At 65.7% G+C, this 12,868-nt stretch carries 10 protein-coding genes; 5 read left to right on the plus strand and 5 right to left on the minus strand.

Annotated features, from left to right (window positions below; all coding sequences use genetic code 11):
- Positions 1-193 precede the first annotated feature (193 nt).
- Entirely contained in the window at positions 194-655 is a 462-nt protein-coding gene (locus tag ACQR03_RS00005; RefSeq protein ID WP_316191779.1) for an Lrp/AsnC family transcriptional regulator, read from the minus strand.
- Between the two features lie 141 nt (positions 656-796).
- On the opposite strand from ACQR03_RS00005, the gene ACQR03_RS00010 reads away from it, so the two are divergent.
- Entirely contained in the window at positions 797-3,166 is a 2,370-nt protein-coding gene (locus ACQR03_RS00010) for a transketolase (RefSeq protein ID WP_316191778.1), read from the plus strand.
- Positions 3,167-3,656: 490 nt separating this feature from the next.
- A complete protein-coding gene (locus ACQR03_RS00015; protein WP_316191777.1) occupies positions 3,657-5,087 on the plus strand; it encodes an aldehyde dehydrogenase family protein in 1,431 nt (476 codons plus the stop codon).
- 94 nt (positions 5,088-5,181) lie between these two features.
- On the opposite strand, the gene ACQR03_RS00020 is transcribed toward ACQR03_RS00015, so the two are convergent.
- Positions 5,182-6,150 (minus strand): SMP-30/gluconolactonase/LRE family protein, encoded by a 969-nt coding sequence (locus ACQR03_RS00020; RefSeq protein WP_434842372.1) that lies wholly within the window; start codon positions 6,148-6,150, stop codon positions 5,182-5,184.
- An 89-nt stretch (positions 6,151-6,239) separates the two neighbouring features.
- On the opposite strand from ACQR03_RS00020, the gene ACQR03_RS00025 reads away from it, so the two are divergent.
- Both ACQR03_RS00025 and ACQR03_RS00030 read left to right on the plus strand, forming a co-directional pair.
- Positions 6,240-7,058 carry an NAD-dependent epimerase/dehydratase family protein gene (locus ACQR03_RS00025; RefSeq protein ID WP_316164338.1) on the plus strand — a complete coding sequence of 273 codons (819 nt, stop codon included), beginning with the start codon at positions 6,240-6,242 and terminating at the stop codon, positions 7,056-7,058.
- A 138-nt stretch (positions 7,059-7,196) separates the two neighbouring features.
- The gene (locus ACQR03_RS00030; protein WP_315826401.1) at positions 7,197-8,903 is read left to right on the plus strand and encodes an IlvD/Edd family dehydratase; all 1,707 of its coding nucleotides are present in this window, start codon (positions 7,197-7,199) and stop codon (positions 8,901-8,903) included.
- 8 nt (positions 8,904-8,911) lie between these two features.
- On the opposite strand, the gene ACQR03_RS00035 is transcribed toward ACQR03_RS00030, so the two are convergent.
- Positions 8,912-9,697, minus strand: coding sequence for an enoyl-CoA hydratase/isomerase family protein (locus tag ACQR03_RS00035; RefSeq protein WP_434842371.1), 786 nt, complete (start codon positions 9,695-9,697; stop codon positions 8,912-8,914).
- A 114-nt stretch (positions 9,698-9,811) separates the two neighbouring features.
- Here ACQR03_RS00035 and ACQR03_RS00040 point away from each other — a divergent pair, with 114 nt between their 5' ends.
- Positions 9,812-11,047 (plus strand): NAD(P)/FAD-dependent oxidoreductase, encoded by a 1,236-nt coding sequence (locus ACQR03_RS00040; RefSeq protein ID WP_315826399.1) that lies wholly within the window; start codon positions 9,812-9,814, stop codon positions 11,045-11,047.
- Here ACQR03_RS00040 and rbsK read toward each other — a convergent pair.
- Together rbsK and ACQR03_RS00050 are read right to left on the minus strand one after the other, a co-directional pair.
- On the minus strand, positions 11,044-11,952 hold the full coding sequence (gene rbsK, locus ACQR03_RS00045; protein WP_316202287.1) for a ribokinase: 909 nt from the start codon (positions 11,950-11,952) through the stop codon (positions 11,044-11,046). The two genes, ACQR03_RS00040 and rbsK, sit on opposite strands and share 4 nt — an antisense overlap.
- Before the next feature lie 20 nt (positions 11,953-11,972).
- A complete protein-coding gene (locus ACQR03_RS00050; RefSeq protein ID WP_315715822.1) occupies positions 11,973-12,866 on the minus strand; it encodes a sugar kinase in 894 nt (297 codons plus the stop codon).
- Positions 12,867-12,868 lie beyond the last annotated feature (2 nt).

A 12,868-nucleotide genomic window follows, 5' to 3' on the forward strand; every position in this document is an offset into this window, starting at 1 on the left:
CGTCTAGCGCCAAGGACCCAACGGCTTCCCGCCCACCATCATCATGGCAGACTTTCCAGACACAGGGACCCATAACCCCAGGGAGATGTTGTTGCGCACGATGTTGGACCAGTCGTTCTTCGCAACGTCTGCCGCGGAGTATGGGTCCCTGCGTTCGCAGGGACGACAGCTGAGGTCGTGGCGATGGCCTGCCTCACACCGGCAGCGCGATGGAGTACTTCACCTGGCTCAGCGCAAAGCTCGACTCGATCGAGGCGATGCCGTCGAGCCTCGTCAGCTTGGTTTTCAGGAACGCTTCATAAGAGGAGAGATCGGCCGCGACCACGCGCAGGAGATAGTCGCGATTGCCCGTCATCAGATAGCACTCCAGCACCTCGGGCCAGGCCGAGATCGCCTTTTCGAACCGCTTCAAATCCTCCTCCTTCTGCCGCGCCAGCTTGATGGAGATGAAGACCGAAACGTGCAGCCCGAGCGCCTTCTGGTCGACGGTCGCGAGATAGCGGGTGATGACGCCGCGCTCCTCCAAGAGCTTGACGCGGCGGTGGCAGGGCGAGACCGACAGCCCGACCTTGTCGGCGAGCTCCTGCATGGTGATGCGGCCGTCGGCCTGGAGATGGCCGAGGATCTTGCGGTCGATGGCGTCGAGCTCGGACATTGGGATAAAATCGCTCAAAGTGGATTCTGAATGGGAAAATATCTCAACAATCGGCAACTGCACGCGAAAAATTGAGAATTATGGCCGGTGCGACAGGATTAAAATCGGCGAATCCAACAAGGCCCCGGGGAGCAGCGCGCCATGGCCACGCCATCCGCATCGTCAGACCGTCTCGACATCCTGAACGCGCTGACCCGCAAGGCGCTGTGGCTGTCGTCCTGGACCATCCATCACGCCAACCACATCCGGCCGAACACCGACGGCCTGAAGGTCGGCGGCCACCAGGCCTCCTCCGCCTCGCTCGCGACCATCATGTCGGCGCTGTACTTCTCGGTGCTGCGCCCGGAGGACCGCGTCGCGGTGAAGCCGCATGCGAGCCCGGTGTTCCACGCCATCCAATATCTGTTCGGCCGGCAGACGCGCGAGAAGCTGGAGAATTTCCGTGGCTTCAAGGGCGCGCAATCCTATCCGTCGCGCACCAAGGATGTCGACGATGTCGACTTCTCGACCGGCTCGGTCGGCCTCGGCGTCGCGCAGACTTTGTTCTCCTCGCTGGTGCAGGACTACGTGCACGCGCATGGCTGGATGAAGGACCGCCGCGAGGGCCGCATGATCGCGCTGGTCGGCGATGCCGAGATGGACGAGGGCAATATCTTCGAGGCGCTGGCCGAAGGCTGGAAGCACGGCCTGCGCAACACCTGGTGGATCGTCGACTACAACCGCCAGAGCCTGGACGCCGTCGTGCGCGAGGGCCTGTGGGAGAAGTTCGAAACCATGTTCCGCAATTTCGGTTGGGACGTGGTGATCGTGAAATACGGCCGGCTGATGCGCGAGGCGTTTGCCGAACCCGGCGGCGAGGCGCTGCGGCGCTGGATCGATAACTGCCCGAACGCGCTCTATGCGGCGCTGTGCTTCCAGGGTGGGGCTGCCTTCCGCAAGCACATCCAGGACGAGATCGGCGATCAGGGCGACGTGACCCGGCTGCTCGACAAGCGCAGCGACGACGAGCTGCTGGCGCTGATGAGCAATCTCGGCGGCCACGACATGGCCAGCATGCTTGATGCCTTCGAGTCCATCGACCACGACCGCCCGGTGTGCTTCATCGCTTACACCATCAAGGGTGTCGGCCTGCCGTTCCAGGGCCACAAGGACAATCACGCCGGCCTGATGACCGTCGCCCAGATGGAGAAGTGGCGCGCGCAGCAGAACATCCGTCCGGGCCATGAATGGGACAAGTTCGAGGGACTGACGCAGGATGCTTCGACGCTGGAGTCGTTCCTCGCGTCGGTGCCGTTCAATCGCGATGGCCGCCGGCTCGACGATGACGTGCTCGACGTGCCGGAGCGGCTGACCTTCACCGCCGCGGCGCAGATGTCGACGCAGCAGGGCTTTGGCCTGATCCTCAACGATCTCGCCCGCAGCGACACCGCGCTGGCCTCGCGCATCGTGACCTCGTCGCCCGACGTCACGGTCTCGACCAATCTTGGCGCCTGGGTCAACCGCCGTGGCCTGTTCGCCCGCGCGGAGAAGGCGGATTTGTTCCGCAGCGAGAAGATCCCGTCGACCTTCAATTGGGCGGCCTCGCCGAAGGGCCAGCATATCGAGCTGGGGATCGCCGAGATGAACCTGTTCATCATGGCCTCGGCGCTCGGCCTGTCGCATTCCATCAACGGCGCGCGGCTGCTGCCGATCGTCACGCTCTACGATCCCTTCATCGAGCGCGGCCTCGATGCGCTGAACTACGCTTGCTATCAGGATGCGCGTTTCATGGTGGCGGCGACGCCGTCGGGCGTGACCTTGGCGCCGGAGGGCGGCGCGCATCAGTCGATCGCGACCCCGTTGATCGGCATGGCGCAGGACGGGCTGTCGTCGTTCGAGCCGGCCTTCGTCGACGAACTCGCCGCGATCATGAAATGGGGCTTTGCCCACATGCAGCGCGAGGCAGGCGAGGGCGGCTCGCTCTATCTGCGGCTGTCGACGCGCACCATCGATCAGCCGCAGCGGATCATGACGCCGGAACTGGAATCCGACATCGCCGCCGGCGCCTATTGGCTGCGCAAGCCGGGACCGAATGCCGAGGTGATCGTCGCCTATACAGGCGCGGTCGCGCCGGAGGCGATCGAGGCCACCGGCCTGATCGGCGAGTCCCGCCGCGACGTCGGCCTGCTCGCGATCACCTCGGCGGACCGGCTGCATGCCGGATGGACGGCGGCGCGCAGCCTGCGGCGGCATCGCCGCGGCGTGCAACATCTCAGCCACATCGAACAACTGCTGGCGCCGCTGCCGCGCGATTGCGGCATCGTCACCGTGATCGACGGCCATCCGGCGACGCTGGGCTGGCTCGGCTCGGTGCGCGGCCATCGCGTCGAGGCGCTGGGGGTTGAGAAATTCGGCCAGACCGGGACGATCGACGATCTCTACCGACACAACGGCATGGACGCCAACGCGATCATCGATGCGGCCGAGAGCCTCACTGGCGCGCCGGTGCGGCATCGCAAGATGGCAGTGTGAGGGCGGGCCAAAAACGGGGACGCCGTCTCCCTCACCTGGATGAAGGAGACGGCGTCGCAACTTGGATCAAATGTCTACGTACTGAAAGGCTACGCAATAAGAACTGGCGAAAATATCGGTTCTGAAATCTTATCCGGCGTCCTTTCGAGATGCCGGGATGTCTATGAGGAGGAGATTAGCCAGAGCGATCGAACGGCGATGTGAAGCAGTTCACATCTTGGAAATGAATCTTCGACGGCAGGAATTCTGCCATCCGGAATGATGGCGATCTGGAGGGGGCGAAGGGGACACGCGGTTGCTGCGATGCAAAATGAGGCGGCGACGAAACGCAGGCCGGTCGGCTTGCGCCGGTCGCGGCCTTGCTCCTATATCCGCGGGACGCAACCCCGGTCCCCGCATGTGGCGGGTTCATCCCGCGGATCGCGCGTGCCAGGATGCCGGCCGCGTGCTGCCGCCCCCTCCAGATGCTTCCACGTGAAGAGGTTTTCCGATGGTCAATCGCCTGCAATTCTACATCGACGGCGCCTGGGTCGATCCGGTCGTCAAGAAGTCCACGCCGGTCATCAATCCGGCGACCGAGGAGGCGATGTACGAGGTTGCGCTGGGCTCCAAGGCCGATGTCGACAAGGCCGTCGCCGCCGCCAAGCGCGCCTTCGAGACCTTCTCCCAGACCTCGCGCGAGGAGCGCGTCGCGCTGCTCGAGAAGATCATCACGATCTACAAGGGCCGCATGAAGGAGATCGGCGCCGCCGTCTCCGACGAGATGGGCGCGCCGCTGCCGATGGCGGAGAAGCTGCAGGCCGGCGCCGGCCTCGGCCATCTGATGTCGACGCTCGACGTGCTGAAGAAGTACGAGTTCGAGGAGACGCTGCCTGCGTCCGTGGTCGTGCGCGAGCCGGTCGGCGTGGTCGGCATGATCACGCCCTGGAACTGGCCGCTCAACCAGATCGCCTGCAAGGTCGCGCCGGCGCTGGCCGCGGGCTGCACCATGATCCTGAAGCCGTCGGAATTCACTCCGACCTCGGCGCTGATCTTCGCCGAGATCCTGCATGAAGCCGGCGTGCCGAAGGGCGTGTTCAACCTGATCAACGGCCTCGGGCCGGAGGTCGGCGCCGCCATGAGCGAGCATCCGGACATCGACATGATCTCGTTCACCGGCTCGACCCGCGCCGGCATCGACGTCGCCAAGCGCGCCGCGCCGACGGTGAAGCGCGTCAGCCAGGAACTCGGCGGCAAGTCGCCGAACGTGATCCTGGAGGGCTCCGACCTCGTGAAGGCGGTGACCGGCGGCGTCATGCACATGTTCAACAATTCCGGCCAGTCCTGCAACGCGCCGTCGCGCATGATCGTGCCGGCCGCGCGGATGAAGGAAGTCGCCGCGATCGCGAAGGGCGTCGCCGACAAGACCAAGGCGGGTGACCCGCGCGGCGAGGGCACCACGATCGGCCCGGTCGTCAATCGCGGCCAGTGGGACAAGATCCAGGCCCTCATCAACAAGGGTATCGAGGAGGGTGCGACCCTCGTCGCCGGCGGCCCGGGCCTGCCGGAGGGCGTCAACAAGGGCTTCTATGTGCGGCCGACCATCTTCGCCGACGTCAAGCCCGAGATGACGATCTCGCGCGAGGAAATCTTTGGACCAGTGCTCGTGATCATCGGCGCCAAGGACGAGAACGAGGCGGTGCGTATCGCCAACGACACGCCCTATGGTCTTGCCGGATACGTCACGGCCCCGACGATCGAGAAGGCCCGCGAGGTCGGCCGCAAGATCCGCGCCGGCAACGTCAACCTGCAGGGTGTCCCGAACGACCGCACCGCGCCGTTCGGCGGCTACAAGCAGTCCGGCAACGGCCGCGAATGGGGCAAGTTCGGTCTCGAGGAGTATCTCGAGGTCAAGGCCATCGCGGGCTACAACGCGGCTTGATTGGTCGCCGTCATTGCGAGCGCAGCGGAGCAATCCAGGGTCGAAAAGGAAGTCTGGATTGCTTCGTCGCTTCGCTCCTCGCAATGACGGCCAATTACCCGCCCAGCGCGCCCTGCGTGTTGACGTAGAGCGCGTAGATCGACTGGCTGGCGGCCATGAACAGGCGGTTGCGCTTGAGGCCGCCGAAACAGACATTGGCGCAGCGCTCGGGCAAGGCGATGCGGCCGATCGGGGCGCCGTCGGGCGCGAACACCATGACGCCATCGAGCTCGGGGCTGCCCATCCCCCAGCCGCACCAGAGATTGCCGTCGACGTCACAGCGCATGCCGTCCGGCGTGCCCGGACCGGCATCGATGTGGACGCGCTTGTTGGCGAGCTTGCTGCCATCGGCGGAGACGTCATAGGCGAGGATCTTGCGGTTCGGCACGCCGCGGGATTCGACGATGTAGAGGATGGATTCATCGGGCGAGAAGCACAGCCCGTTCGGTCCCAGCACGCCCTCGGCGACGATGGTCGCCCGGCCCGTGGCCGCGTCGATCCGGTACACGTTGGCGTCGATCTCGGACTCGGCCTTGTAGCCCTCGTAATTGCCGAGCAGGCCGAAGGTCGGATCTGTGAACCAGATCGAGCCGTCCGATTTGACGACGACGTCGTTTGGCGAGTTCAGCCGCTTGCCGTCGAAGGAGTCCATCAGCACGGTGATGGAGCCGTCATACTCGGTCCGCGTGACGCGGCGGCCACCGTGCTCGCAGGTGACGAGCCGGCCCTGGCGATCCCGGGTGTTGCCATTGGCGAAATTGGAGGGCTTGCGAAACACCGAGACCGCGCCGCTTTCCTCCTCCCATTTGAGGATGCGCTGGTTGGGGATATCGCTGCACAACAGATAGCGCCCGTCGCCGAACCACACTGGCCCCTCCGCCCAGCGCAGGCCCGTCGCCAGCCGCTCCACGGCCGAGAGCTTGAGCCAGTATTTCTCGAAGCGCGGATCCAGCGCCTGGATCGCCGGATCGGGATAGAAGGTGGCAGGGCGCCAGCCCTGCGCGTGAGCGTTTCCGTCGGACATTTGGCCGGTCCTGTTATTGCGCGGTTGCGATCTCTGCTATCATTGGCCCGCCACAACCGCAAACCTGCGGACCCAACACGAGGGATGAAATGCCACGTATCTTGATGACCGGTGCGAGCGGTGGAATCGGCACTTCCTTACGGAAGCTGCTGCCGCCGATCTATCCGGACCTTCTGCTCAGCGACCTGAAACCGCCTGCCGATCTTTCCAGCCAGGAGACCTTCAAGGCGGCCAATCTTGCCGACCTCGCCCAGGTCGAGGCGCTGTGCGAAGGCGTCGACGGCATCATCCATTTCGGCGGCTATTCGGTCGAGGGACCGTGGAACGACATCCTGCAGGCCAACATCATCGGCGGCTACAACCTGTTCGAGGCGGCCCGCCGCAAGGGCGTCAAGCGCGTGGTGTTCGCCTCGTCGAACCATGCGGTCGGCTTCTATCCCCGTCACCGCAAGATCGACAATGACGTGCAGCCGCGTCCCGACGGCCGCTACGGCGTCAGCAAGGTGTTCGGTGAGGCGCTCGGCTCGCTCTATGCCGACAAGCATGGGCTGAAGGTGACCTGCATCCGCATCGGCAATTTTGGCGACAAGCCGCTCGACAAGCGCCGGCTGTCGATCTGGCTCAAGCCGGAAGATCTGGTGCAACTTTGCCGCATCGGCCTCGAGCATCCCGACATCCATTTTGAAGTGCTCTATGGCGCCTCGCTGAACGAGCGCGCCTGGTGGGACAACCAGCGTGCCTATGACCTCGGCTATCGCCCGACCGGCCGCGCGGAGGATTTCCGCGAGCATGCCTTGGCCGAGCAGGCCAAGCTGCCCGCCGATCCGATCGGCGACTATTTCCAGGGCGGCGCGTTCTGCACCACTGAGTTCGACGGCGACACCAGCCGGATCATCGACTGGGGTTGATCCGACCTCGTCATTCCGGGGCGCGTCCGCAGGACGCGAACCCGGAATCTCAATGTGAGAGCGCAAGACAATGTCTGGCTTCCGGGTTCGCGCTTCGCGCGCCCCGGAATGACGTTGAGAATGAAAGAAGAGAAGACCATGACCGATGGATTGCGCAAGGGACTGACCGCTTACGGCGATGCCGGCTTCTCGCTGTTCCTGCGCAAGGCCTTCATCAAGGCGGCCGGCTATTCGGACGACGCGCTCGATCGCCCGATCGTCGGCATCACCAACACCTACAGCGACTACAATCCGTGCCACGGCAACGTGCCGCAGATCCTGGAGGCGGTGAAGCGCGGCGTCATGCTGTCGGGCGCGATGCCGTTCGTGTTTCCGACCATCTCGATCGCCGAGAGTTTTGCGCATCCGACCTCGATGTATCTGCGCAACCTGATGGCGATGGAAACCGAGGAGATGATCCGCGCGCAGCCGATGGATGCGGTGGTGGTCATCGGCGGCTGCGACAAGACCCTGCCCGCGCAGATCATGGCCGCGGTGTCGGCCGATCTGCCGACGGTGGTCATTCCGGTCGGGCCGATGGTGGTCGGGCATCACAAGGGCGAGGTGCTCGGCGCCTGCACCGACTGCCGACGTCTCTGGGCGAAGTATCGCGCCGGTGAGATGGACGGCAGCGAGATCGACGCAGTCAACGGCCGGCTCGCTCCTTCCGTCGGCACCTGCATGGTGATGGGAACGGCCTCGACGATGGCCTGCATCACCGAGGCGCTCGGACTGTCCTTGCCGATGAGCGCGACCATCCCGGCGCCGCATGCCGAGCGCTTCCGCTCGGCCGAGGCCAGCGGCCGGGTCGCGGCTGAGATGGCCAAGGTGAAGGGACCGAAGCCGAGCGAACTGCTGACCCCTGCGGCGTTCCGGAATGCGCAGGTGGTGCTGCAGGCGATCGGCGGCTCGACCAACGGGCTCGTGCATCTCACCGCCATCGCCGGCCGGACGCCGCATAAAATCGACCTCGATGCATTCGACAGCATCGGTCGCGAGGTGCCGGTGCTGGTCGATCTCAAGCCGTCCGGCGATCACTACATGGAGCATTTCCATCACGCCGGTGGCGTGCCGAAGCTGATGAAGCAGCTCGGCGATCTCATCGATCTCGATTGCCGCTCGATCACCGGCCAATCGCTGCGCGACATCGTGGCCGCCGCCGAGGACGTGCCGGGGCAGGACGTGATCCGCGCGCGCGACGACGCGATCAAGCCGGAAGGCGGCCTTGCCGTGCTGCGCGGCAATCTGGCGCCGCGCGGCGCGGTCATCAAGCATTCGGCGGCAAGCCCCAAGCTGCTCCAGCACACCGGGCGCGCCGTCGTGTTCGAGTCGATCGAGGACATGACCTTGCGGGTCGATGCTCCCGATCTCGACGTCTCGGCCGACGACGTCCTGGTGCTGCGCAACGCCGGGCCGAAAGGCGCACCCGGCATGCCGGAGGCGGGGTACCTGCCGATCCCGAAGAAGCTCGCGCGCGGCGGCACGAAGGACATGGTGCGCATCTCCGATGCGCGCATGAGCGGCACCGCCTTCGGCACCATCGTGCTGCATATCACCCCGGAGTCCGCGGTTGGCGGCCCGCTGGCGCTGGTGCGGAGCGGCGACATGATCCGGCTCGATGTTCCCAAGCGCAGCATCGACCTGCTGGTCGACGACGCCGAGTTGGACCGGCGTCGCGCTGCGCTGAAGCAAGCCGCAACGCCCGAATGGGCGGAGCGCGGCTATGCGCATCTCTTCCATGAAACGATCCTGCAGGCCGACGACGGCTGCGATTTCGATTTCATGCGCCGGAAAGGGAAGGGGTGAGCGCAGTCCTACTTTCCCTTGCTGGTGAACCGCTTCACGGCGGCGCGGAATTCATCCGAGTGCATGCAGTTGATGATGGCATCACGCTCGGCGGCGAGCTGGTCTTCGACCGAGCTGGTTGGCGCGCGATGGATCAGCGCCTTGGTCGCCGCGATCCCCGCCGGCACATTCTGCGCCAGCCGCGCAGCCAGCGCGTCGGTGGCTGCCGCGAGCTCGGGGGCGGGGACGACTTTCGCGACCAAGCCCCATTCATGGGCCTGCGCGGCCGTGAAGCTGTCCTCCGCCAGGAAGATCTGCAGCGCCCGCCTGATGCCCACAGTGGCGACCACGCCAACTGTACCGCCGCCGTCGGGCGACACGCCGAGCTTGGCATAGGCCGGCGTGAAGCGCGCGTCCTCGGCGGCAATGCAGAGGTCGGCGGCGAAGGCGAGCGACATCCCCGCGCCGGCGGCGGAGCCGTGCACGCTCGCCAGCACGATCTTGGGCATGCGCCGCAGGCTCGCGATGAAGGCATGGTAGTGATGCAGCAGTTCGCTGACGACAGGCGTGATGGCGTCGGCCTCGGCGGCAGCGCCGATCGTCTGCAGGTCGCCGCCGGCGCAGAAGGCGCGGCCTTCGCCTTTCAGGATCAGCACGCGGATGGTGTCGTCGGCCTCGACCTGGGCCGCAAGCAGCTCCAAGCGCTTCGCAATCGCAAGGTTGATGGCGTTGAACGCTGCCGGGCGGTCGAGCGTGATGGTCGCGATCGGACCTTCGATGCTCAGGCGGGCAGGTTCCGCTACGGCGTCCGACATTCATACCTCCCGGGGCGTGGCTTTTGTTGCCGCATTTAAACCGTACGGCGGGACCGGTGACAATGCCGGACAAGTCTGCCAAAACCCGGTTCCGTCGGCGTGGACAATGACAGAATGGGGCAGGGTGCAGTGACGAAGGGACCGGTGGTGATCGTGGGTGCGGGGCATGCGGGATTCCAGCTCGCGACCTCGCTGCGTCAGGCAGGCTTTGCCGATCCGATTCATCTGATCAACGACGAGTCGCATCTGCCGTATCAGCGCCCGCCGCTGTCGAAGGCGTATCTGAAGGGCACCGGCGGTCCCGAGACCCTGATGTTCCGACCGCAGAAGTTCTACGCCGACCAGACCATCGATCTCGTCTACGATCGTGCCGTCGCCGTTCAGCGCGATCAGCGCCGGGTGCTGCTCGCCTCCGGTAGGACGCTCGACTATGGGCACCTCGTGTTCGCGACCGGTGCGCGCAACCGGCTGCTCGACATTCCCAACGCCAATCTCCCGGCGGTGCGCTATCTGCGCATTCTCGACGACAGCGAAGCGCTGCGAGGCTTGCTCGCCGATGCCAAGCGGGCCGTCGTCATTGGCGCCGGCTTCATCGGTCTTGAATTCGCAGCGACTGCGCGGATCAAGGGCCTCGAGGTCGACGTGCTCGAGCTCGGCGCCCGGGTGATGGCGCGGGCAGTGACCGCCGAGATCTCGGACTACTTCCAGAAGCAGCACGCGGAAGCCGGCGTGCGCATCCATCTCGGCGTGCAGGCCACCAGCATCGAGGCCGACGGCAACAAGGTCACCGGCGTCAGCCTCAGCGATGGTCGGCACATCCCCGCTGACCTCGTCGTGGTCGGCGTCGGCGTGCTGCCGAATGTCGAGCTCGCTGCCGAGGCTGGATTGCAGGTCGCCTCCGGCATCGTCGTCGACGAATATCTGCTCACCAGCGATCCGCACATCTCGGCCATCGGCGACTGCGCCCTGTTCGTCAGCCAGCGCTTCGGCGGGACGCTGCGGCTGGAGTCGGTGCAGAACGCCACCGATCACGCCCGCTGCGTCGCGGCACGGCTGACGGGCGACGTCAAGCCCTATGACGGACAGCCGTGGTTCTGGAGCGACCAGGGCAATGACAAGCTCCAGATCGCGGGGCTCACCACCGGCTATGACCAGGTCGTTCTGCGCGGTGACCCGGCGCAAAAGGCATTCTCCGCGTTCTGTTACAAGGAGGGCCGGCTGGTCGGCATCGAGTCGGTCAACCGCGCCGGCGACCATATGTTCGGCCGCAAGTTGCTGGCTGCGGGCGGCACCTTGGATGCAGCCAAGGCCGCTGATCCCAGCTTCGACCTGAAGAGCGCTCTGGCCTAGAGCCACGCGCGAACCTCCTCCTCGGTCGGCATCGACGGGCCGGCGCCCATGCGCTGCACCGAGATCGACGCGGCGACGTTGGCATAGCCGATCGCATCCGCAATCGCCGCGCCCTGCGACAGCCGCGCGGCGAGCGCACCGACGAAGCAGTCGCCGGCGCCGGTAGTGTCGACGGCCTTCACCGCGCGGCCTTCGACCAGCCGGGCCTCGGCACCAGAAACCGCGACCGCGCCACGCGCGCCGAGCGTGACGCAGACCGTCTGGTCGTCGCGAGGCTTGAGCGCGCGAACCGCCTCATTCACCTGCTGCGGCGTCGGCGCGTCGCCGAGCTCGATGCCGGCCAGGAAACCGAGCTCGGTTTCGTTGAGCACGAGGACATCAACCAGCGCAAACAGCGTGCTGTCGAAGGCGCTCGCGGGGGCGGGGTTGAGGATCGTGGTGGCGCCGGCCGCTTTGGCACGCTGGAAGAACGCGGCAATCGTCGCTTGCGGGATCTCGAACTGGCTGACGGCCACGTCTCCCGAGGCGAGAGACACCCGCGCCACATCGTCGGCGCTGACCTCGGCGTTGGCGCCTGATATCACCACGATCGTGTTGTCGGCCTTGGCCAGCGTGATGATCGCGGTGCCGGTCGACGCGCTGGCGCTGTCCTTCACGGCGGTGAGATCGATGCCCTGAGCCGTGAGAAATGCGCGCAACTGCTCCCCGAAGGCGTCGCGGCCGAGCCGGCCGATCAGCGCCGTCGGCACGCCGAGCTTGGCCGCGGCGACGGCCTGGTTCGCGCCCTTGCCGCCCGGAAAGTACATCACCGACCGGCCGGCGACGGTCTCGCCGATGCGCGGATGGCGCTCGGCCGCAGCCACCACATCCATGTTGATGCTGCCGGCGACGACGACCCGCCCCATCCGCCTGCTCCCCACAACCGCTAGACGCGAGCCTCGAATTCCTGCCGAACCAGCTCGATATCGGCGAGCGTCGGCAGGCCGGCCTCGTTGCCGAGCTTCTGGATCTTGAACGTCGAGGCCGCGCGGGCGAACTCGAAATGCTCCTTCCAGCCCTTCGCAGGATTGGCGAGATACGAATACACATAGGCGCCGTGGAAGACGTCGCCGGCGCCGTTGGTGTCGATCACGCGCTCGCGCGGGATCGGATAGGCGGGCAGCGTATGCACGGCGCCGACCTCGTCATACCAGAGCAGGCCCTTTTCGCCCTGGGTGACGCCGCCGATGCGGCAGCCGCGGCTCTTCAGGTAGTCGAGCATCTTCTCCGGCGTGAGGTCCATCTGCTCGCACAGCCGCTCGGCCACGATCGCGACGTCGATATATTCCAGGAGCTCATGGGTGTTGGTGCGCAGGCCGCCGCCGTCCAGCGAGGTCAGGATGCCGGCCTCGCGGCACAGCTTGGCATAATGCAACGCCGCGTCGGGCTGGTGGCCGTCGACATGCAGCGCCTTGCAATTGCCGAGATTGAGCAGCGGGAACGGGTGGATATGCGCATCGTCGCGGCAGCGCACGATGGCGCGCTTGCCGTCCTTCGGCATGATGAAGGACAGCGAGGAGGCATTGACCTTCCGGGGATGGACGGAGATGCCGTATTTCGCGGTCATGTCCTGGAACATCCGCCCGAGCCAGTCATTCGCGACGGTGGCGATCAGGTCGGGCACGATGCCGAGCTTGGCGCAGCAAAATGCCGCAGTCACCGCATTGCCGCCGAACGAGACGGCATAGTCGGATGCCACGTGCTTCTCGTCCCCCGTCGGCATGTGGTCGGTGATGAACGTCACGTCGATGTAGGTCTGTCCGATGAAGAGGGCCTGCATTG

Origin of the sequence: Bradyrhizobium sp. HKCCYLS3070 (assembly GCF_051167575.1) — a bacterium.
GTDB lineage: Bacteria > Pseudomonadota > Alphaproteobacteria > Rhizobiales > Xanthobacteraceae > Bradyrhizobium.